Below are 19,416 nucleotides of genomic sequence, written 5' to 3'. Positions count from 1 at the left end.
TTAGGGGGTTTCGCCTTGGTGAGCATGCGCTCGAAGATCATGGCTTGGGCAACGCGCTGGTACCTGGCGCGACAGTCCAAGAAGGGCTTCGACCTGTCGAAAATGGCGCTGCTGCCGGACAGCGCGCTGATGCCGCTGCGGCGCAACGGCCTGGATCCGGTCGCCGAGCTCGGGGCGACCCGTGCGGCGGCGCCGGTGAGCAAGCTGCCGATCCCGTTCGGGGTGAACGTGTGGTTGGTCACTGGCTACGAGGAGGCGAAGACCGTCCTCGGCAACGCGAAGGCGTACAGCAACGACTTCGCGAACCTGGTGGGCGAGCACGGGGCGTCCGCGAGCCACAGCCCCGGCGGCCTCGGGTTCGCCGACCCGCCGGAGCACACGCGGCTGCGCAAGCTGCTGACCCCGGAGTTCACGATGCGCCGCCTGTCGCGGCTGACCCCGGGCATCCAGGAGATCATCGACCAGCAGCTGGACGCGATGGCCGCCGTCGACGGGCCGGTCGACCTGGTCGAGTACTTCGCGCTGCCGATCCCGAGCCTGGTGATCTGCGAGCTGCTGGGTGTCCCGTACGACGACCGCGACGACTTCCAGCGCCTGTCGATGGCCCGCTTCGACCTGTTCGGCGGCGCGACCGCGTCGTTCTCGGCGATCTCGGAGTCCCTCGCGTACCTGACCGAGGTCGTGAAGAAGCAGCGCGCCGAACCCGGTGACGGCCTGCTCGGCCAGCTGATCAAGGAACACGGCGACGAGATCAGCGACCAGGAACTGGCCGGCCTGGCCGACGGCGTCCTGACCGGCGGCTTCGAGACGACGGCGAGCATGCTCGCGCTGGGCGCGCTGGTGCTGCTGCAGGACCCGGACACCTTCAAACTGATCCACGACGACGACACGGCCATCCACGGCTTCGTCGAGGAGGTGCTGCGCTACCTCACCGTCGTGCAGGTCGCGTTCCCACGCTTCGCCCGCGAGGACGTCACAGTGGGCGGCGAACAGATCAACAAGGGCGACGTGGTGATCGTCTCCCTGTCCGGCGCCGACCGAGACCCAGCCCTGGGCGACGGCCTGGAACAGGTGGACCCCCACCGCACCCCGACGTCCCACCTGGCCTTCGGCCACGGCGTCCACCGCTGCATCGGCGCGGAGTTGGCCCGCATGGAACTCCGAGCCGCATACCCGGCGCTACTACGCCGCTTCCCGAACCTCCGCCTGGCCACCCCAGCCGACGACCTCACCTTCCGCAAGGTCTCAATCGTCTACGGCGTGGACACCCTCCCGGTACTGGTGCACTAGAGCCCAACCCCAAACAACGCCCACACACCATCTGCAGGGCAAGAACCCACAAGGCCTCAACCCGACGGCCCCGGCCCGACGATGAGACCCGAGAAGCACGGCCACCCCACAGCAGGTCACCCCGGACACAGAGCCCGGAGGCGACCTGCCGCTGGGGCGAGTCGCCCCCGCTGGCACGCGCAGGCCCACCCTTGCGCGGTGCGCATGCTCACCGCCTGCCCGTTCGGGGTGAGCATGACCGGAGGCGCGCCAGTCGGGGAGCTGCCTGCAGGCGTAGCCCCAGCTGGTGGAGCACCTGCGGACCTGGATACCTGCGGCCCCAGCGTGGTCGGCCGAGCTGCCGAGGGCGTGGCCGGTTGGTGGTGTGCCTGCCCGCAGACCTGGCGTGGTCGGCCGAGCTGCCGAGGACGTGGCCGGTTGGTGGTGCGCCTGCCCGCGCACCTGGCGTGGTCGTCGAGTTGGCCGAGGGCGGTGCCTCGCTAGCGGTGAGCAGGTGTGAATGCGTGCTGATCGGTGGTGCGCGCTACACGCGTGTCGATCGGTGAGGTGCCTGCAGACCTGTCCGCGTCGGCCGGGGAGCTGCTCTGCGTGCGCCTGATTGCTGATCATGGTGGCTGCGGGAGCGCCCGCTCGGCGGGGGAGCATGCCTGGTCAGCGGAGCTGCCTGCGGGCATGTCTGGATGGTGGTCCGCGTGCCTGGGCGTGCGTTGTCGGGCGGGTGCGTGCTGCGGGCCTGCCCAGTTGGTGGTGAGCGTGCTTGCGGGCGTACGTGGTTGGCGGTGAGGGTCGCTGCGGGCTGCCCGGTCGATGGTGTGCGCGCCTGCTGGCCTGCCTGGCCGAGGGAGCCGCTGCCGGGCCTGCCTGGTTGGGGATGTTGCGTGCCTGGGTGCCTGTCGATTGTGCGCGTTCTGCCTGGCCGCCGGAGCTGCCTGGGGCGTGTCCGGCCGGTGGTGCGCGTGCTTCGTTGGTGGTGCGTGCATACGGCGGGCCTGCCCGGCTGGCCGCGCTACCTGCGCGCCTGCCCAGTTAGGTAGCGAGCCTGGCTGAGGCCGCCTAATTGGCGGCGCTACCTGCGTGCTTGTCCGTCCGGTGGTGAGCGTGGCGGACCTGCCCACTCGGTGCGTTGCTTCCGCGCCTGTCTGGTCTGCGGTGATCGTCGCTGCTGGCGCGCCCGGCCGATGGGCGCACCCGGGCCATCCCCTGGCAGGCGAGAGCTGCATACCGAGCTTGCCCCTCGGCGGAGGAGCGGCTTGCGCGCGTGCCAGGGCCTGGCCGGTCCAACCAGCGCGGTCAGTCCTCCGAAGGCTGCTCGGATGCCAGGCGGCGGGCTCGTTTGCCGCGCGCCAGCTCCGTCGCGAGGGCGTTCAGGTGCGGCGTCCAGAAGCGGCGAAAGTTGGACAACCACTGGTCAGCCTCCCGCAGCGGCTCCGGGTCCACCGCGTACAGCCGCCTCGTGCCCACGGCGCGGACCTTGGCGAAGCCGTTCTCGCGGAGGACCTTCAGGTGTTGTGACACCGCGGGCTGGGTAATGCCGAACTCGTCCTGGACGACCGAGGACACCTCGCCCGCGGCGCGTTCGCCGTCGGCGAGGAGTTCCAGGATTCGGCGGCGGACCGGGTCGCCGAGGACGTCGAAGGCATGCACCCCGCCATCGTATATAAGGAAGCGGTGAAATTGAGAGTCGTCGTGCTCGCCGATACGCACGCACCGCGCCGGTGGAAGACCTGCCCGCCCGCGGTGGCCGCCCACCTCGCGGACGCGGACGTCATCCTGCACGCCGGTGATGTGTGCGTGCCCAGCGTCCTCGACGAACTGGCCGCCTTCGCGCCCGTGCACGTCGTCGCCGGCAACAACGACGGGCCCGACGTCGTCGCCTGGGGAGCGCCCGAGACGCTGGAACTGGAACTCGCCGGGCTCAAGGTCGCGATGATCCACGACAGCGGGCAGGCCGACGGGCGTCCCGCCCGCATGCGGCGCCGGTTCCCCGACGCCGACCTCGTCGTCTTCGGGCACTCGCACATCCCGATGGACGTCACGGGCGCGGGCGTTCGCATCTTCAACCCCGGGTCGCCGACCGACCGGCGCCGTCAGCCGCACGGCACGGTCGGGCTCCTCGACATCGAGGACGGGGTTCTGCTCGACGCACGCATCGTGCCCGTCACCTGACAACACCCCTTGACCGCCTCTTGAGGTCGGTTCGAGCGGACCGCGATGCCATGTTCGAGCGGAACTCGACCGAGGAGAGGTGTGACATGACGTTCGTCGACCTGCTCACCGGGGCACGGGCCGAACTCGGCACGCGTGCCCGGGCGATCGGCGCGGCACTCGTCCGGCGCGGGCTCACCGGGCACCGCGTGCTCGTCGCGTTGCCACCCGGCGCCGACTACGTGGCCCACCTGCTCGGCTGCTTCCACGCGGGCGTCGTCGCGATCCCCGTGTCACCGGAGCCCTCGGCCCGGCTGGACGACATCGTCGACGACGCGCAGCCCGACGCCGCGATCGGACGGGTGGCCGGGGTCGAGTCGCTCACCGCGCTCGACGACGACCCGCGTGACTGGCGGCGGCCCGACCTCGACGACGACTCGCTGGCGCTGCTGCAGTACGCGGCCACCGGTCCGGTCCGCGGCGTGATGCTCACCCACGGCAACCTCGTCGCAGGCGCGACACAGCTCGTCCGGCACCTCGGCATGCGGGCCGAGACCGGCGTCGTCAGCTACCTCCCGCCCTACCGCGACCTCGGGCTCGGCGGCGGCGTCCTCGCGCCCCTGCTCGTCGGGGCACCGGTCACGCTCGTGCCCTCGGACGCGTCGCCCGCCGCCTGGCTGCACACGATCTCGGCGCGGCGCGCGCGGATCGGGTTCGCGCCCGACCTCGCCTACGCCTGGCACGCCGACCGCGAGTACCCGTCGCTCGACCTGTCCACGTGGGACGTCGCGGTCACCGGGGCCGGGCCCGCGACACTCGACCGCTTCGCGAACCGCATGGCACCACACGGTTTCCGGCGGTCCGCGCTGTTCCCGGCCTACTGGTCACCCGAGGCCACGGCGCTCGTCGCGAGCAGGCCGGGGCTCGCCGTCAACGGCTTCGACGAGGACACGCTCGAACCCGGCAGGCTCGCGAAACCCGGCGCCACCGCACTCGTCGACCGCGGGCGCGCGGTGTCCGAACTGGACGTCGCGATCGTCGACCCGCTCACCGGGACCCGGTGCCCCGACGGCACGACCGGCGAGGTGTGGATCGCCGGACCGAACGTCGCGGCCGGGTACCTGGGGCGGCCCATGACCAGCGAGCAGACGTTCTGCGCGCGGCTGCGCGGGTCCACGGAGAACTACCTGCGGACGGGTGAACTCGGCTTCCTGCACAACGGCGGGCTGCACCTGGCGGAGTCGCAGCCCGTGCTCGTCACCCGTTAGAACCGGAAAACCGTGCCGGTCGCGGTGCGTAGCGTGCAGTCGTTGCCGAACTCGTGGGTCCAGTTGACCGGTTCACCGTGCCAGGTGCCGTGCGCCTGCGCGCGGACCGGCCGGTACTCCATGGTGCAGCTCGCCGGGTCCTGCAGGTCGGCCAGCGCGTCGAAGTCCCCGTGTGCGCGGTGCAGTTCCACGCACGCGGACCTGGCGTTCGGGTGCGTCCCGCCCGGCGGGTCGCACTCCAGCTCGACCGTCTCGCCGCCACCTTCCGGTGCCGCGACGGTGAGGGTGATGGACGTGTGGGTGCTCGCGCCGGCGACGCCCGTGAACGCGAACGGCAAGGCAACGGCCAGCAGCGCGCCACCGATACGGGTACGGTTCATGGTTCCACAGTGGACGTCCTGGTCGCGGAGGGGAAAGCTGACTCGTCGGTAACGCCCAATCGTGTGGACCGCGGCTACGGAACGTCTCTAGCCTGGCGCCATGGAGATCAGGGACGCGACACCCGACGACTGGCCGAAGATCTGGCCGTTCCTGCGGGACATCGTGCGTGCGGGGGAGACCTACACGTGGCCGACCGACGTGACCGAGGACGCGGCCCGCGGCATGTGGATGGCGGCGGCACGGCCGTTCCGGACGGTCGTCGCGGTGGACGGTGACGAGGTCCTCGGCACCGCGAAGTTCGGTCCGAACCACATGGGCCCCGGCTCGCACATCGCGAACGCGAGCTTCATGGTGTCGCCGGCGCACAGCGGCAAGGGCGTCGGCCGCGCCCTCGGCAGGCACGTGCTGGACGAGGCCCGCGCGGACGGGTTCCGGTCCATGCAGTTCAACGCGGTCGTGTCGACCAACACGGTCGCGGTGAAGCTGTGGGAGTCGCTGGGCTTCGAGATCATCGCGACGCTCCCGGAGGGCTACCGCCACGCGACGAAGGGCTATGTCGGGTTGCATATCATGTTCCGTAGCCTCGAGGCATGAGAATCGCTGTCGCCGCCGACGAGCTGGTCGGGGTCGCCGAGACCCTCGTCGAGGAACTGCGCAACCGCGGCCACGAGCCGGTGCTCCATGGTGCGCTGAACCCGGACGAGCGCGCGGACTGGGCGTGGGCGAGCGAGGCGGCGGCCCGCGCGGTCGCCGACGGTGAGGCCGACCAGGCCGTCGTGTGCTGCTGGACCGGCACGGGCGCGTCGATCGCCGCGAACAAGGTGGCCGGGGTGCGTGCCGCGCTGTGCACGGACGCGGAGACCGCGCGCGGCGCGAGGAAGTGGAACGACGCGAACGTGCTGGCCCTGTCGCTGCGGCTGACCAGCGCCCCGCTGCTGACGGAGATCCTCGACGGCTGGTTCGCGGGCGAACCGAGCGAGGACGAGGACGACCGCGCGAACATCGCTCACGTCGACGAGATCGCGTAGCCGGCTGCGGAAGACCTTGTGCCGGAAACGCGGCCGACCGCGGACCGATGGCGGCAGATCCCCGGCAGCGACAGGTCACCTGTGGACGGCGAGCCCATCGTCGGCGGAACTGTCGGTGGTAACGGCTAGGCTTGAATTCGGGGGCCCCCGGCCGCGCGAATGGACCGGTCGCTCGGGTTCGCACTACGAGGTTGTCCACAGCCCCTCCGAGGCCCCGGGAATTGTCGGTGCCCGCCGGTAGGCTTGAAACCGGGGGATCCCCCGGTGCGCGAATGGACCGTTCGTTCGGGCTTGTCTTGCCGGGTTGTCCACAGGCTTTGTGAAGGCCCGGCGATTGTCGGTGGCCGCCGGTAGGCTTGAATTCGGGGGACCCCCGGGCGTGGCAATGGACCGTTCGTTCGGGCTGGTGTTGCGGGATTATCCACAGCCCGTGTGAGGCGAGGGGATTGTCGGTGGTCGCCGGTAGAGTTGAATTCGGGGGACCCCCTGGCGTGTGAGTGGACCGTTCGTTCGGGTTCGTGTTGCGAGGTTGTCCACAGCCCCTGTGACGCTGCGGGGATTGTCGGTGGCCGTCGGTAGGCCCGAAATCGGGGGTCCCCCTGGAGGCGTGTGAATGGGCCGTTCGTTCGGGTTGGTTTGTTGGGGTATCCGCGGGGCCTGTGACGGGGCCGGAATTGTCGGTGCTCGCCGCTATGCTGGAAATCGGGGGCCGGAGGCCGTCCCCTAGCGCTTCGGTTGTACCTCGTGGGGCAGGTACGGCGCTTCCAGCCTCGCGCACTCCTCCTCCGACAGCCGCAGCGTGGTTGCCGCTGCCGCGTCTTCGACGTGGGCGACCTTGGTCGCGCCCATGACCGGGGACGTCACCGCCGGCCTGCTCAGCAGCCACGCCAGTGCCACCTGCGCCGGCGGCACTCCGCGTTCGCGCGCGACCGCGACCACCTCGTCCACCACGTCGAAGTCCCGCTCCGAATACAGCTCGTCGGCGAAGGGGTCGTTGTTGCCGCGGACTGTTGGGCGGCCGCCTTCGCGGGTGCGGGTTCCTGTCAGCACGCCACGGGCGAGCGGACTCCACGGCAGCACGCCGACGCCCTGGTCCTCGCACAGGGGCAGCATCTCCCGCTCCTCCTCGCGGTAGAGCAGGTTGTAATACGGCTGCATGGACACGAACTTCGTCCAGCCGCCGATCTGCGCGGTGTACTGCGCCTTCGAGAACTTCCACGCCGGCATGGTCGACGCGCCGAGGTAGCGCACCTTGCCCGCGCGGACCAGATCGTCCAGCGCCGACAGGGTTTCCTCGATCGGTGTCTCGTCGTCCCAGCGGTGGATCTGGTACAGGTCGACGTAATCCGTACCGAGCCGTCGCAGTGAGGCGTCCACCGCCGACATCACGTGCTTGCGGGACAGGCCGCGGTCGTTCGGGCCGGGGCCCGTCGGGTAGAAGAGCTTCGTCGCCAGCACGTAGTCGTCGCGGTGCGTGAACAACCCCGCCAGCAGGCGGCCGGTGATCTCCTCGGTCATGCCGTTCGAGTACATGTCGGCCGTGTCGAAGAAGTTGACGCCCAGCTCGACCGCGCGCCGCACGATCGGCTCGGCCTCCTCCTCGGACAGGAACCACGCGCGCCGGTTCTTGTCGCCGTAGCTCATCATGCCCAGGCAGATGGGCGACACCTTCAGCCCGGACTTGCCAAGTCGCCGGTATTCCATGGTCACGCCGGGTAGTACTGGATGCCGCGCCGCACCTCGCGGGCCCGGGCGTCGCCCGCGAAGCGGCCGACCAGGTGCAGTGCCATGTCGATGCCCGCGGAGATCCCCGCGGCGGTGACCACGTCGCCGTCGTCCACGAAACGGTCGTCGCGGCGGACGTCGATCGTCGGGTCGAGTGACGCCAGCCAGTCGAGTGACGCCCAGTGGGTGGTCGCCGGCCTGCCCTTCAGCAGCCCGGCCTTCGCGAAGACGAGCGCGCCCGTGCACACGCTGGCCAGCAGCGGGACGCGCGGGCGCTGGTCACGGATCCACGCGACCTCGGCATCGTCGCCGACCCTGGCCCGCGCGCCGCGGCCACCCGGGTAGAGCAGCACGTCCAGCGGCGGGACGTCGGCGAAGGAGTGGTCGGGGAGGACCCGCAGACCCTTGGCGCAGCGGACGGTCCCGCCGTCGCGGGAGAACGTGGTCACCGACCACCCGTCGTCCGGGAACCGCGCGCACCACCACGAGAACACCTCCCACGGGCCGATCGCGTCCAGTTCTTCCACGTCGTCGAACAGGAGGATGCCGATGGTCTGCACCCACTCATCCTGCCGCAGCGAGCAGCGCCCGCACCGCCGATTTCGCGTTCGCCACCGCGTCCTCCTGGCCGCCCGCCGTCAGCGCCACGATCGCGCCCTCGTGCAGCAGGTGCAGCTGCGCACCCAGCGCCGACGGCAGTCCCGCCTCCCGGGCCAGCTCCTCGTAGCGCTCGCGCATCCACCGCTTCTCGGCGCGGATCACCGCCACGCCCGGGTGGTCGGACCGGCCGATCTCCGCGTTGGCATTGACGAACGCGCAGCCGCACGTGTTGGCGGCGAGCCATTCGCCGAGCACGTCGAACGCGGCCAGCAGCCGTGCCCTGCCGGGTTCGACCGCCGCCAGCCGTTCGTCGACGAACGCCTGCCAGCGCTCGAACCGCGTCCGCAGGTACAGCGCGACCAGGTTGTCCTTGGAGCCGAACCGGTCGTACAGCGTCTTCTTCGTGGTACCCGCGCGTTCCGCGATGAGGTCGACACCCACGGCGTGGATGCCGCGGCGGTAGAACAGCTCGCTCGCGGTCGCGAGCAGGCGCTCACCGGCGGGGGTCATCGGACGGGACAGCACACTGACAGTATACCGACCTGTATGTTTACCTGAGGGCATGAGACACACAGCGATCGCCGCTTCCGGGCTCGTCGTGATGTGGAGCAGCGGGTTCGTCGGCGCACGGCTCGGCACCGCCCACGCCGCCGCGGACACGCTCCTGGCCTGGCGTTATGTCGTGGTCGCGGTACTCGTGGGGCTGATCGCGGTGGTGCGGCGGCCCCGGCTGACCGCGTTCGAGGCGCGGCGGCAGGCACTGCTCGGGTTCCTGTGCCAGGCCCTGTACCTCGCGGGTGTCGTCACGGGCGTCGGGCTCGGCGTGCCCGCCGGGATCGCGGCGCTGATCGCCGTCATGCAGCCGCTGGTCGTCGGCGCGCTGTCCGGGCCGGTGCTCGGCGCGGCGGTGCGGCCGCGGCAGTGGGCTGGGCTCGTGACCGGGCTGGCTGCCGTCGCGGTCGTGGTGGCCGGTGACATGGACGGCGGCGGGCACGTCCTCGGCTACCTGCTGGTCGTCGGCGGCATGCTGGCGCTGTCGGCGGGCACGCTGCTCGAGCGGCGGTGGGCGCTGCCGACCACGCCGTGGGACCAGCTGACGATCCACTGCCTGACCTCGTGCGGCGTGTTCGTGGCCGCCGCCGCGGTCACCGGCAGGCTCGCGCCGCCGATGACGCCGGGCTTCTGGTGGGCGGTGGTGTGGGTGGTCGTGCTGTCCACGTTCGGCGGCTACGGCTGCTACCTGCTCACCCTGCGCGCGCTCGGCGCGACCGGCGCCAGCACGTTGCTCTTCCTGACGCCGCCCACCACGATGGTGTGGGCGCTGCTGATGTTCGGCGAGCCGATCGCGTGGACCACCGTGGTCGGGCTGGCGGGCTGCGCGGCGGCCGTGTGGCTGGTACTCGCCCGACCGGGGAAGGTGAGATGGATCCGCTCGTCACGGCACGACAGCTCTACGAGGCGCGGCGAAGCCGGGTCCCCATCCCGCCCTTCGGCGAAGGTCTGACCGCCGCCGACGGCTACGCCGTCCAGCAGGAGCTGGTGCGACTCCTGCTCGCGGACGGCGACCGGATCGTGGGGCACAAGGTCGGGCTCACGTCCAAGCCCATGCAGCGGCTGATCGGCATGGACTCGCCGGACTACGGTCCCGTCCTGGCGTCCACCGTGTACGCGTCGGGCGCCGCGGTGCCGATGAGCCGGTACATCCAGCCGAAGATCGAGGCGGAGATCGTGTTCGTGCTCGGCGAGCCGTTGCGCGGGCCGGGAGTGAGCGTCCTCGACGCGGCGCGGGCCGTCGCCGGGGTGGCCGCCGCGGTCGAGATCGTCGACTCACGCATCGAGGACTGGCGGATCGGGCTCGCCGACACGATCGGCGACCTCGCGTCCAACGGCGCGGTCGCGACGTCCGGCAGGCTGGTCCCGCTGTCCGATGTGGACGCGCGGATGGTCGGGATGGTGTTGTCCCGCAACGGTTCCGTCATCGACACGGGCGCCGGCGCGGCCGCGCTGGGGGACCCGCTGCTCGTGGTGGCGTGGCTCGCGAACACGCTCGGCGAGGTCGGGGTGGGGCTGGAGCCGGGGCACCTGATCATGACCGGGGCGCTGCACGCGGCCGTGCCGATGGTCGCCGGGGACGTGTTCCGGGCGGAGTTCGACGAGCTGGGTGCGGTGACGGTGCGGGTGGTGGCGTGATGGACGCGGCACGGTTTTCCCCTGGTGTGCTTGGCCAAGGCCCCGCGGCCGCGGCGATCGCGTTCGTGCTCGGCTCCGATGTGGACGGTGGGTCGGTGTGGGACGTCCTCGCCGCGACGCGGGCGTTGTGCCCGGCGCTCGTGGCGGGGGACCGGCACGTGCTCGGCAGTCCCGTGCCGGTCCCGGCCGCCGACCTGCGGTTGCTCGGGGTGGTGCTCGAACGCGGCGGCGAGGTGGTCGCGACCGCCGCGGGTGGGGTGCACGGGCACCCGGCGGCCGCGGTCGCCGCGCTCGGACCGCTGCGGGCGGGCGATGTCGTGGTGACGCCACCGCTCGCCTCGGTCGGTGAGGTGCGCTCCGGGGACGTGCTCGTCGCGAGCATCGGCAGGATCGGCAGCGTGGAAGCGGTCGTAGGCTAGCGACTGCCCAGCTTCTCGGCCATCAGCGCGGTGTTCTGGTACTCGCGCCAGCGCGTCATCAGGCCGTCCCGCACCTCCATGACCGCGATGAACGGCGCGCTCGCCTTCTCGCCAGTGGGCAGGATCGTGCCCGCCAGCGTGTACTCGACGATGATCTTGTCCGGGTCGGTCGTGTCGTGGATGACCACGTCCCGCATCTCCTCGAAGCGCACGGGGAGCGCTTCGCGGCTGCCCTTGGTCTTCTCGAGGAAGGTGTCGCGGCCCTCGATGCGGGACGGGCCGCCCGCCGCGAAGGGCAACTCGATCACGACGTCCGGCGCCCACAGTTCGTGCGGCACCGCGCCGAGGACGTACTCGCGGAAGCGGTCGAACACGTCGCGTGCGGTGGTCATGCGCTGCCTCCTAAGATGAGTGGCGACTCATCTTCAGCATCATGAGTGGAGACTCACTTTGTCAAGCAAGCCCTTGCGGGCCGATGCGCGGCGCAACCGCGCCAAGATCCTCGAGGCGGCCGCCGAGGTGTTCGCGGAGCGCGGCGCCGCCGCGTCGACGGAGGAGGTCGCCGCACGCGCCGGCGTCGCGATCGGCACGGTGTTCCGGCACTTCCCGGCCAAGAAGGACCTGCTCGGCGCCATCCTCAAGGACCTGCTGGAGGACCTGACCGCCGACGACGACGGTGACCTGTTCGCGTTCTTCACCCGTGTGGTCACCGCGGCCGCCGAGAAGAAGGTCGTCGTCGAGCTGCTCGCGCAGGAGGGCGTCGCGGTCGGGGTGGAGGGCCCGGTCGCCGCGCTCGCGGACACGGTCGACGCGCTGCTCGCGGCGGCGAAGGTCATGGGCACGGTCCACGCGGACGTGCGCCTCGACGAGGTGCTGGCGCTGCTGACCGCGACCGCCCAGGGCGCGCTGCGCGGCGGCTGGCCGCCGGACCTGCGGGACCGGGTGCTGGCGCGCGTGTTCGCCGGGCTAGTCCCCTGACGTGAGCCGGTAGCCGGTGACGATCTCCGGGAAGATGCGGATGACCTCGACGTTCCCCATCTCGACGAGCGGGGTGAGCGCCGACTCGTAGTGCTGGATCTCCTCGGCGTCGACGATCCGCCTGGCCACGCCGGTGACGGTGACGCTCCAGCCGAGCAGGTGCTCCTGCTCCGGGCCGGTGCCGTCGGCCTGGAACGCGACGACCGAGCCCGCGCAGTCGCCGCTGACGTGGCTGCGCACGACGACCATGCCGTTCTCGACCAGGTGCCGGACGGGCACGATCGCGGGCAGGGCGCGAACGGTGTACACGATCCGGCCGAATGGCGCGGCGCCGAGCAGGCGCAACGACTCCGCGCGTGTCATCTCGGCAAGCCGCGGCTGCTGGTCAGCCACGAGTGCACCTCCTCGGCCCCCTCAGGCCGGAAGCATCGGGCCGCCAGGCCCGCGGCGCAAGAGCCCAAGCACCTGAAAGCCATAGGGACTTTCGCCCCTGTTGCCCAGCGGCCGTTTGCGAGAATCCACGGGTGGCAGGTCGACGCGCACCGTCCCGGGTGGACACGCTGAGTGGCTGGCCGGTGGCCGGAACGGACGTGGCGGGTGCCCGTCGGGCAAGATCGCCCAGGTGGCCTACCCCGCGTGGAGGAGGCGGGAAATACAGTGAGTAACACACCGTCGAATCCGACCGATAGCCCGTTTGCCGATCCAACGGACCTGCCGGGGTTGCCATGTCAGCTGAGCAGGCGCGCTCATCCGCCCGCGCGCACCAGCCTGCCGACGCGACCACGCCCGCCGAGGCACGCCCGCTCGACGGCCTGTTCGACCTGCAGGCGCGGTTGACCGAGACGGCGAAGTCGCGGGACCGGCTCCAGGGCCTGCTCGACGCGGTGGTCGCGGTCGGGGCCGGACTGGAGCTCGAAGGCACGCTGAACCGTATCGTGCGGACGGCGGTCGAGCTGGTCGACGCCCGGTACGGCGCGCTCGGCGTCGTGGGCCCCGACCAGCAGGAGTTGCTGACGGAGTTCGTGTACGTCGGCGCCGAGGACGACCCACGTTCGGGTGTCGTGCTGGAGAACCCGCACCCGACCGGTCAGCCGGCCGACCAGCCGCGGCGCCGGGTGCTCGGCGAACCGATCCGGGTGCGCGGCGAGGTGTTCGGCAACCTGTACCTGACCGAGAAGCGCGCCGGTGGCGAGTTCACCAAGGACGACGAGATCGTGCTGAAGAGCCTCGCCGCGGCGGCGGGCGTCGCGGTGGAGAACGCGCGGCTGTTCGAGGAGTCGCTGCTGCGCGAGCGGTTCATGGCGGCGTCGCGGGAGGTCAACTCGCACCTGCTGGGCGGCGGTTCCAGCCAGGACGCGCTGTCGCTGATCGCGGCGCGGGCGTGTGAGCTGTCGGCCGCGGACTGCGCGCTGCTGCTGCTGTCCGACGGCGCGCGCGTGGTCGTCCGCGCGGCCGCCGGCGACGGCGGCGCGGAGATGGTCGGCACGGCGTTACCGGTGAACGAGCCGCTGGTCGCGGACATGTTCCAGATGCAGGGGCCGGAGATGATCCCGGACCTGTCGGCGATCGTGCCCGCCACGTGGGGGCTCCCGTTCGGCCCGGCCGTGGCCGTCCCGCTGCGCGCAGGCAACGTGGTGACCGGCGCGCTGCTGGCGATGCGCGTGCGCCGTGGGCAGCGGTTCCCGCGCGAACACGTACCGCTGCTGGCGTCGTTCGCCGACCAGGCCGCGTTCGCGCTGGAGCTGGCGGAGAAGCACCGCGCGCAGCGGCAGTTGGACGTGCTCGCGGACCGGGACCGCATCGCCGGTGACCTGCACGACCACGTGATCCAGCGCCTGTTCGCGACGGGGATGAGTCTGCAGGGGACGGTGCGGCGGATCACCGACCCGACCGTGCGGCGGCGCGTCAGCCGGGCGGTCGAGCAGCTCGACGAGACCGTCCGCGAGATCCGGACGTCCATCTTCGACCTGCACACCACGGGCACCGACGGCTCGGCCAGCCTGCGGCGGCGGATGCTCGACATCGTGGAGGAGCTGTCGGCGAACTCGGACGTCACGCCGTCGGTGCGGATCTCGGGCGCGGTCGACACCCTGGTCCCGGAGGCACTGGCCGCCCACGCGACGGCCGTGCTCAGGGAGGCGGTCAGCAACGCGGTGCGCCACTCGCACGCCGCGTCGATCGTGGTGACAGTCGAGGCGGGGGCGGACCTCATCATCGACGTCGTCGACGACGGGGTGGGGATGCCGCCGGGCGTCGCGCGCAGCGGGTTGCTGGGGGTGGAACGGCGAGCGGGCAAGTGCGGCGGGATGGCCGTGGTCGTGCCCGGGCCGGAAGGCGGGACGCGGTTGACGTGGCGTGCGCCGCTGGCGGGTGCCTGAGGGCGGCCGCCGGCCCCCTCGAACCACGCTACCGGAGGGCACCGACATTTCCGGGCCGGTCGGGCGCGGTGAGGCGGGGTTGTCCACAGGTCGGGCGGTTGTCCACAGGGCCCTGGTGAGCTGGGCTTTTGTGTCGTACCCCTGCCGTAGGCTGGATACCGGGGGCCGGAGGCCGACCGGGCTTGCCGGGCGGGGTGCGGCGGACGGTCGGGTTTGCGGACGGCCGGTGGTCAGTCTGGGCTTGCGGTGGCTGCGTGGGCGGTTGGCCGCAGCCTCGGGACGGTCGGGTTCGTGGCGGGTCGGGGCTGACCGGGCCTGAAGAGGCCGGGGGTCGCCGGGCGTCGGGCTGCGCCAGTGCTGTGCGGCAGTTCGGGTTGGCGGATGGCTGGTCGGGCCCGGGGTTCGCTCCGATGTCGGGTGTGTGCGGGAGTCGCGAAGATCGGGTTTGCGGACGGCGGGGTTCGTGGGGTGTGGCGGAAGTTCGGGGTTGGGGGACGGTCGGTGGTCGACCCGGCTTGAGTGGGGTCGGTGGGTGTTGGGTCTGCGTGAGCGGGGTGTGGCGGGAGCTGCGGAAGTTCGGGGTTGGGGGACGGTCGGTGGTCAACCCGGCTTGAGTGGGGTCGGTGGGTGTTGGGTCTGCGTGAGCGGGGTGCGGCGGGAGCAGCGGAAGTTCGGGTTGCGGATGGCCGGTGGGGCTGGGGCTTGAGTGGGTTCGCTCCGGTGCCGGGCTTGCGTGGGCGATGGGACGGTCGGTGGCCGACCCCGCTTGCCGGGCTGGGGTTCGCGAGGCGTCGGCCTGCGTGGAGCCGCGGACGAGGGGGTGCGCGGGTGGGTGGTCAGTCCGGCTTGAGGGGCTGGGGTTCCCGAGGGGCGGGCTCGTGAGCGAGGGTGCGGCTTGCATGAGCCGGGGTCAGGACTGTGCTCACCTCGCGAAGGTGCGGGCACGCGGAGTTGTCCACAGGCGAGGACGCCGGAGCGCAGAAACTGTCGGTGGCCGGTGGGAGAATGGTGATCGGGGGCCGGAGGCCGGGCCCCGACCGCCCTCACAGCTCCGGTTTGCGGGACTTCAGTTCCGCCGCCAGCACGGCCGCCTGCGTGCGGCGCTGCATGCCGAGCTTCGCGAGGATGTGCGACACGTAGTTCTTGACCGTCTTCTCCGCGAGGAACAGGCGCGACGCGATCTGGCGGTTGGTCAGGCCCTCGCCGACCAGGTCGAACACCGCTCGCTCCTGGTCCGTCAAGCCCGCGAGCGGACCGTCCGACTCGCCCTGGCGGATGCGCTTCATCAGCGCCTCGGTGGTCTTCGCGTCCAGAAGGGACTCGCCGGCGCCTACCTTGCGGACCGCGGTGATGAGGTCGTTGCCCAGCACCTGCTTCAGCACGAAACCCGACGCGCCTGCCATGATCGCGTTCAGCAGGGCCTCGTCGTCGGAGTACGACGTCAGGATCAGGCACCTGAGATCCGGTAACTGCGAGCGCAGGTCCCTGCACAGCTCGACCCCGTTGCCGTCCGGCATGCGGACGTCCAGCACGGCCACGTCGACGTCGTGGGACGGGATGCGGCGTAACGCGTCCGTGACGGTCGCGGCCTCGCCGACGATCTCCAGGTCCGGCTCGTCCTCGAAGAGGTCGGCCACGCCACGGCGGACGATCTCGTGGTCGTCGACCAGGAAGATCCTGATGCTGCTCACCAGGCGCTATATATCAGAAATAACGGCATGATCGCAACGTTACGGTGGATCTTGTCACAGGGAAAATCGCGATTCCCCAGGTGAGCCATGAGTGTTGCATTCGTTCATCTGAACTCGGGAAAATTCTCTGTTACGTTCCATGAGTATGTCGGAACGAGTCATCGACAGTCCGTCCAAAAAGGACGGAGCGGCAATCTGGCGAATCGCACGTGATTCCGGAAAGCTCGATCTGAACTCATCCTACGCGTATCTGTTGTGGTGCCACGATTTCGCGGACACCTCGGCTGTCGCACGGGTCGGTGACGACGTGGTGGGCTTCGTCATCGGGTACCGTCGGCCATCGGCGCCCGACACCGTCGTCGTGTGGCAGATCGCGGTCGATGCCGGTCAGCGCGGCAGAGGCACCGCCGCCGCCCTGCTCGACGCCCTGGTGCGCAGAACCGGCGCCCGCCGCGTCGAGACGACCATCACGCCGGACAACGCACCGTCCAACGCGTTGTTCCGCTCGCTCGCCGACCGGTGGGGCGCCGAGATGAGCGTCGCCGGTGAGTTCACGGACAGCGAGTTCCCGGACGATCACGAAACCGAAGTCCGGTACCGGATCGGGCCGTTCCAGGACGCTCGCGCGGCATAACCCGCGGCGAACACAAAATTCGGGGAAACAGGAGAACAGTGAACGTATTCGAGACCGTCGAATCCGAGGTGCGCAGCTACTGCCGCGGCTGGCCGGTGGTGTTCGATCGGGCCACCGGATCGTGGCTGCACGACGAGGACGGCAACGCGTACCTCGACTTCTTCGCCGGCGCGGGGGCACTGAACTACGGGCACAACAACCCGGTCCTCAAGCAGGCCGTCATCGACTACCTCCAGCGCGACGGCGTCGTCCACGCGCTGGACATGCAGACCGTCGCCAAGCGGGAGTTCCTCGAGACCTTCACCGAGGTCGTGATGAAGCCGAGGGACCTGGACTACAAGATCATGTTCCCCGGGCCGGCAGGCGCGAACGCCGTCGAGGCCGCGCTCAAGCTGGCCCGCAAGGTCACCGGCCGCGAGTCGATCATCAACTTCACCAACGCCTTCCACGGCATGACGCTCGGCGCCCTGTCGGTCACCGGCAACTCGATGAAGCGCGGCGGCGCGGGCGTCCCGCTGGTCCACGCCACGCCGATGCCCTACGACAACTACCTCGACGGCCAGGTCGAGGACTTCCTGTGGTTCGAGCGGCTGCTCGACGACCCCGGCTCCGGCCTCAACGAGCCCGCCGCGGTGATCGTCGAGACCGTGCAGGGCGAGGGTGGCATCAACGCGGCCCGCGACGAGTGGCTGCGCGGCCTCGCCGACCTGTGCACACGCCACGACATGCTGCTGATCGTCGACGACGTGCAGATGGGCTGCGGCCGCACCGGCCCGTTCTTCAGCTTCGAGTCGGCGGGCATCGAGCCGGACATCGTGTGCCTGTCCAAGTCGATCGGCGCGTTCGGGCTGCCGCTCGCCATGACGCTCCTCAAGCCGGAGCTGGACGTGTGGGAGCCGGGCGAGCACAACGGCACGTTCCGCGGCATCAGCCCCGCGTTCGTCGCCGCGAGCGAGGCGATCCGCACCTACTGGACCGACGACAAGCTCGAGAAGAGCACCCTCGCCAAGGGCGAGCTGATCGGCCGCGTCTTCACCGAGCTGGCCGAGCAGCACCCGGGCACGCCGATGCGGGCCAAGGGCCGCGGCCTGGCGCGCGGGCTCGCGTTCGAGTCCGGGGACATCGCGGGCAAGGTCTGCCGGGCCGCGTTCGAGCGCGGGCTGCTGATGGAGACCTCCGGCCCGGACGGCGAGGTCGTGAAGGCCATGCCGCCGCTCACGATCACCGACGACGAACTGGCCAAGGGGCTCGACCTGCTGTCCGACGCGGTCGGCGCGGTGTGCGAATAGGGGAGGCACGGAACACATGATCGTCAGGAACGTCGGGGACCTGGACGACACGGATCGCGACATCAAGACACCCAACTGGAGAAGCAAGCGGATCGTCCTCGCGAAGGAGGGCGTCGGCTTCTCCGTCCACGAGACCACGCTGTACGCGGGCACGGTCAACGACTTCTGGTACGCCAACCACATCGAGGCGGTGTTCGTCGTCGAGGGCGAGGGCGAGCTGCTGGACAAGGGCACCGGTGAGACCCACCAGCTGCGGCCCGGCAGCCTCTACCTGCTGAACGACCACGACCACCACCAGCTGCGCCCGAAGACCGACATGCGCACCGTCTGCGTGTTCAACCCGCCGGTGACCGGCCGCGAGGTGCACGACGAGAACGGTGTCTACCCGCTGATCGTGGAGGAGAAGAGCGCATGACGCTCACCGCCACCGCGGTCGTCGACCGGTACCCCACGAGGATCGACGGCGACCCGGACCTGATCGACCGCACCGACCCCAGCGTGTGGGACTTCACCGGCGCGGGGCCCATCGACCGCGCCACCGTGGCCGCCCACCACGCCAAGGGCTTCTCGGTCCACCGCGACCTGTTCAGCCCGGCCGAGGTGGCCGCGTACCGCGACGAGCTGGCCAGGCTCGCGGCCGACCCCGCGCTCGCCGGCGACGACCGCACCGAGCTCACCGACGACGGCGACGTCGGCGTGATCTACGAGGTGCACGCGATCAGCGAGCTGGTCGCCGAACTGGTCGTGGACCCGAGGGTGCTCGACCGGGCCCGCCAGCTCCTCGGCTCCGACGTCTACATCCACCAGTCCCGCATCGAGTACCTGCCCGCGTTCCGCGGCAAGGGCGCGTACTGGCACTCGCCGTTCGAGACGTGGCACGCCGAGGACGGCATGCCGTGCCCGCGTGCGGTGAGCGTCGCGATCCCGCTGTCCGGGCAGCAGGAGCTGACCGGCGAGCTGATGGCCATGCCGGGCAGCCACCGCACGTTCGTCCCCACCCCGCTCGGGTCCGGTGGCGTGCCGGGCAAGGAGCACCTGGAGTCGCTCGGCACGGCGTACGGCATCGAGCGGTTCACCGACACCGAGGGCTCGGTGCTGGTGTTCGACGCGAACCTCATGCAGGGGTCCGCCGACAACATCACGCCGTTCCCGCGGACCAACATCCACGTCGTGTTCTCCTCCGTGGAGAACCGGCTGTGCGCGCCGTTCGCGGGCGGGGAGCCCCGGCCGGCGTACCTCGCCAACCGTGACGCGGCGGCGTTGCACCGCTAGCCTGCGACGAGCACTAGACCATCCGGGTGGCGGGCGTGACGGGGAGGTCCCGTCCGTCACCCTGAGGTCGTACCTTGTGCACCAAGCGGAACCCCGGCGGGTGACGCCGGGGGACAACTGGGGGGTGG

22 protein-coding genes are annotated in these 19,416 nt (G+C 70.8%); 14 read left to right on the top strand and 8 right to left on the bottom strand.

The window, feature by feature from the left end; all coding sequences use genetic code 11:
- Nucleotides 1-39: 39 nt before the first annotated feature.
- Nucleotides 40-1,290: a cytochrome P450 gene (locus ACYQ77_RS33970; protein ID WP_459718806.1), complete on the top strand. Its 1,251-nt coding sequence runs from the start codon at nucleotides 40-42 to the stop codon at nucleotides 1,288-1,290.
- Nucleotides 1,291-2,580: 1,290 nt separating this feature from the next.
- On the opposite strand, the gene ACYQ77_RS33965 is transcribed toward ACYQ77_RS33970, so the two are convergent.
- Nucleotides 2,581-2,934: an ArsR/SmtB family transcription factor gene (locus ACYQ77_RS33965; protein ID WP_459718804.1), complete on the bottom strand. Its 354-nt coding sequence runs from the start codon at nucleotides 2,932-2,934 to the stop codon at nucleotides 2,581-2,583.
- A gap of 24 nt (nucleotides 2,935-2,958) precedes the next feature.
- Here ACYQ77_RS33965 and ACYQ77_RS33960 point away from each other — a divergent pair, with 24 nt between their 5' ends.
- A complete protein-coding gene (locus tag ACYQ77_RS33960; RefSeq protein ID WP_459718802.1) occupies nucleotides 2,959-3,456 on the top strand; it encodes a metallophosphoesterase family protein in 498 nt (165 codons plus the stop codon).
- Nucleotides 3,457-3,542: 86 nt separating this feature from the next.
- A complete protein-coding gene (locus tag ACYQ77_RS33955) occupies nucleotides 3,543-4,703 on the top strand; it encodes an AMP-binding protein (RefSeq protein ID WP_459718799.1) in 1,161 nt (386 codons plus the stop codon).
- On the opposite strand, the gene ACYQ77_RS33950 is transcribed toward ACYQ77_RS33955, so the two are convergent.
- Nucleotides 4,700-5,083, bottom strand: coding sequence for an SSI family serine proteinase inhibitor (locus ACYQ77_RS33950; RefSeq protein WP_459718797.1), 384 nt, complete (start codon nucleotides 5,081-5,083; stop codon nucleotides 4,700-4,702). The genes ACYQ77_RS33955 and ACYQ77_RS33950 overlap by 4 nt on opposite strands.
- Before the next feature lie 100 nt (nucleotides 5,084-5,183).
- Here ACYQ77_RS33950 and ACYQ77_RS33945 point away from each other — a divergent pair, with 100 nt between their 5' ends.
- Together ACYQ77_RS33945 and ACYQ77_RS33940 are read left to right on the top strand one after the other, a co-directional pair.
- Complete coding sequence (locus ACYQ77_RS33945) at nucleotides 5,184-5,678, top strand: N-acetyltransferase family protein (RefSeq protein WP_459718794.1); 495 nt, start codon at nucleotides 5,184-5,186, stop codon at nucleotides 5,676-5,678.
- Complete coding sequence (locus ACYQ77_RS33940) at nucleotides 5,675-6,112, top strand: RpiB/LacA/LacB family sugar-phosphate isomerase (RefSeq protein WP_459718791.1); 438 nt, start codon at nucleotides 5,675-5,677, stop codon at nucleotides 6,110-6,112. The genes ACYQ77_RS33945 and ACYQ77_RS33940 overlap by 4 nt, the downstream gene beginning before the upstream one ends.
- A 723-nt stretch (nucleotides 6,113-6,835) precedes the next feature.
- On the opposite strand, the gene ACYQ77_RS33935 is transcribed toward ACYQ77_RS33940, so the two are convergent.
- From ACYQ77_RS33935 to ACYQ77_RS33925, 3 genes are read right to left on the bottom strand one after another with little or no spacing between them, the layout of a single operon-like run.
- Nucleotides 6,836-7,816, bottom strand: coding sequence for an aldo/keto reductase (locus tag ACYQ77_RS33935; protein ID WP_459719407.1), 981 nt, complete (start codon nucleotides 7,814-7,816; stop codon nucleotides 6,836-6,838).
- A 2-nt stretch (nucleotides 7,817-7,818) separates the two neighbouring features.
- Nucleotides 7,819-8,397: a DJ-1/PfpI family protein gene (locus ACYQ77_RS33930; RefSeq protein ID WP_459718788.1), complete on the bottom strand. Its 579-nt coding sequence runs from the start codon at nucleotides 8,395-8,397 to the stop codon at nucleotides 7,819-7,821.
- A gap of 4 nt (nucleotides 8,398-8,401) precedes the next feature.
- Nucleotides 8,402-8,962 carry a TetR/AcrR family transcriptional regulator gene (locus tag ACYQ77_RS33925; protein WP_459718785.1) on the bottom strand — a complete coding sequence of 187 codons (561 nt, stop codon included), beginning with the start codon at nucleotides 8,960-8,962 and terminating at the stop codon, nucleotides 8,402-8,404.
- A 37-nt stretch (nucleotides 8,963-8,999) separates the two neighbouring features.
- On the opposite strand from ACYQ77_RS33925, the gene ACYQ77_RS33920 reads away from it, so the two are divergent.
- From ACYQ77_RS33920 to ACYQ77_RS33910, 3 genes are read left to right on the top strand one after another with little or no spacing between them, the layout of a single operon-like run.
- On the top strand, nucleotides 9,000-9,941 hold the full coding sequence (locus ACYQ77_RS33920; protein ID WP_459718782.1) for a DMT family transporter: 942 nt from the start codon (nucleotides 9,000-9,002) through the stop codon (nucleotides 9,939-9,941).
- A complete protein-coding gene (locus tag ACYQ77_RS33915; protein WP_459718779.1) occupies nucleotides 9,860-10,627 on the top strand; it encodes a 2-keto-4-pentenoate hydratase in 768 nt (255 codons plus the stop codon). The genes ACYQ77_RS33920 and ACYQ77_RS33915 overlap by 82 nt, the downstream gene beginning before the upstream one ends.
- 26 nt (nucleotides 10,628-10,653) lie before the next feature.
- Complete coding sequence (locus ACYQ77_RS33910) at nucleotides 10,654-11,046, top strand: hypothetical protein (protein WP_459718776.1); 393 nt, start codon at nucleotides 10,654-10,656, stop codon at nucleotides 11,044-11,046.
- Here ACYQ77_RS33910 and ACYQ77_RS33905 read toward each other — a convergent pair.
- On the bottom strand, nucleotides 11,043-11,438 hold the full coding sequence (locus ACYQ77_RS33905; RefSeq protein WP_459718773.1) for a nuclear transport factor 2 family protein: 396 nt from the start codon (nucleotides 11,436-11,438) through the stop codon (nucleotides 11,043-11,045). The genes ACYQ77_RS33910 and ACYQ77_RS33905 overlap by 4 nt on opposite strands.
- 58 nt (nucleotides 11,439-11,496) lie before the next feature.
- On the opposite strand from ACYQ77_RS33905, the gene ACYQ77_RS33900 reads away from it, so the two are divergent.
- Nucleotides 11,497-12,024 (top strand): TetR/AcrR family transcriptional regulator, encoded by a 528-nt coding sequence (locus ACYQ77_RS33900; RefSeq protein ID WP_459718770.1) that lies wholly within the window; start codon nucleotides 11,497-11,499, stop codon nucleotides 12,022-12,024.
- On the opposite strand, the gene ACYQ77_RS33895 is transcribed toward ACYQ77_RS33900, so the two are convergent.
- A complete protein-coding gene (locus ACYQ77_RS33895) occupies nucleotides 12,013-12,417 on the bottom strand; it encodes a pyridoxamine 5'-phosphate oxidase family protein (protein WP_459718767.1) in 405 nt (134 codons plus the stop codon). The genes ACYQ77_RS33900 and ACYQ77_RS33895 overlap by 12 nt on opposite strands.
- A gap of 332 nt (nucleotides 12,418-12,749) precedes the next feature.
- Here ACYQ77_RS33895 and ACYQ77_RS33890 point away from each other — a divergent pair, with 332 nt between their 5' ends.
- On the top strand, nucleotides 12,750-14,402 hold the full coding sequence (locus tag ACYQ77_RS33890) for a sensor histidine kinase (protein ID WP_459718764.1): 1,653 nt from the start codon (nucleotides 12,750-12,752) through the stop codon (nucleotides 14,400-14,402).
- A gap of 1,043 nt (nucleotides 14,403-15,445) precedes the next feature.
- Here ACYQ77_RS33890 and ACYQ77_RS33885 read toward each other — a convergent pair.
- On the bottom strand, nucleotides 15,446-16,093 hold the full coding sequence (locus ACYQ77_RS33885; RefSeq protein ID WP_459718761.1) for a response regulator: 648 nt from the start codon (nucleotides 16,091-16,093) through the stop codon (nucleotides 15,446-15,448).
- A 145-nt stretch (nucleotides 16,094-16,238) separates the two neighbouring features.
- On the opposite strand from ACYQ77_RS33885, the gene ectA reads away from it, so the two are divergent.
- Genes ectA through ACYQ77_RS33865 form a run of 4 tightly spaced genes read left to right on the top strand, consistent with a single transcriptional unit; the run spans nucleotide 16,239 to nucleotide 19,288 of the window.
- Complete coding sequence (ectA, locus tag ACYQ77_RS33880; RefSeq protein ID WP_459718758.1) at nucleotides 16,239-16,727, top strand: diaminobutyrate acetyltransferase; 489 nt, start codon at nucleotides 16,239-16,241, stop codon at nucleotides 16,725-16,727.
- A 38-nt stretch (nucleotides 16,728-16,765) separates the two neighbouring features.
- The gene (gene ectB, locus ACYQ77_RS33875; RefSeq protein WP_459718756.1) at nucleotides 16,766-18,016 is read left to right on the top strand and encodes a diaminobutyrate--2-oxoglutarate transaminase; all 1,251 of its coding nucleotides are present in this window, start codon (nucleotides 16,766-16,768) and stop codon (nucleotides 18,014-18,016) included.
- Nucleotides 18,017-18,032: 16 nt separating this feature from the next.
- Complete coding sequence (locus ACYQ77_RS33870; protein ID WP_459718753.1) at nucleotides 18,033-18,431, top strand: ectoine synthase; 399 nt, start codon at nucleotides 18,033-18,035, stop codon at nucleotides 18,429-18,431.
- A complete protein-coding gene (locus ACYQ77_RS33865) occupies nucleotides 18,428-19,288 on the top strand; it encodes a phytanoyl-CoA dioxygenase family protein (protein WP_459718751.1) in 861 nt (286 codons plus the stop codon). Before ACYQ77_RS33870 ends, ACYQ77_RS33865 begins: the two co-directional genes overlap by 4 nt.
- The last annotated feature ends 128 nt before the right edge of the window (nucleotides 19,289-19,416 follow it).

This window comes from Actinophytocola sp. KF-1, from assembly GCF_054661535.1.
The sequence above is the reverse complement of the archived record's forward strand: the minus strand, read 5'-3'. Positions and strand labels throughout refer to the sequence as shown.

Excerpts from the sequence above, each read along its gene's own strand:
- ACYQ77_RS33920 (WP_459718782.1), top strand. The coding sequence starts at position 9,000 with ATGAGACACACAGCGATCGCCGCTTCCGGGCTCGTCGTGATGTGGAGC.
- ACYQ77_RS33940 (WP_459718791.1), top strand. The coding sequence starts at position 5,675 with ATGAGAATCGCTGTCGCCGCCGACGAGCTGGTCGGGGTCGCCGAGACC.
- ACYQ77_RS33945 (WP_459718794.1), top strand. The coding sequence starts at position 5,184 with ATGGAGATCAGGGACGCGACACCCGACGACTGGCCGAAGATCTGGCCG.
- ACYQ77_RS33890 (WP_459718764.1), top strand. The coding sequence starts at position 12,750 with ATGTCAGCTGAGCAGGCGCGCTCATCCGCCCGCGCGCACCAGCCTGCC.
- ACYQ77_RS33865 (WP_459718751.1), top strand. The coding sequence starts at position 18,428 with ATGACGCTCACCGCCACCGCGGTCGTCGACCGGTACCCCACGAGGATC.
- ACYQ77_RS33905 (WP_459718773.1), bottom strand. The coding sequence starts at position 11,438 with ATGACCACCGCACGCGACGTGTTCGACCGCTTCCGCGAGTACGTCCTC.
- ACYQ77_RS33870 (WP_459718753.1), top strand. The coding sequence starts at position 18,033 with ATGATCGTCAGGAACGTCGGGGACCTGGACGACACGGATCGCGACATC.
- ACYQ77_RS33935 (WP_459719407.1), bottom strand. The coding sequence starts at position 7,816 with ATGGAATACCGGCGACTTGGCAAGTCCGGGCTGAAGGTGTCGCCCATC.
- ACYQ77_RS33915 (WP_459718779.1), top strand. The coding sequence starts at position 9,860 with ATGGATCCGCTCGTCACGGCACGACAGCTCTACGAGGCGCGGCGAAGC.
- ectA (WP_459718758.1), top strand. The coding sequence starts at position 16,239 with ATGTCGGAACGAGTCATCGACAGTCCGTCCAAAAAGGACGGAGCGGCA.
- ACYQ77_RS33955 (WP_459718799.1), top strand. The coding sequence starts at position 3,543 with ATGACGTTCGTCGACCTGCTCACCGGGGCACGGGCCGAACTCGGCACG.
- ACYQ77_RS33970 (WP_459718806.1), top strand. The coding sequence starts at position 40 with ATGGCTTGGGCAACGCGCTGGTACCTGGCGCGACAGTCCAAGAAGGGC.
- ACYQ77_RS33950 (WP_459718797.1), bottom strand. The coding sequence starts at position 5,083 with ATGAACCGTACCCGTATCGGTGGCGCGCTGCTGGCCGTTGCCTTGCCG.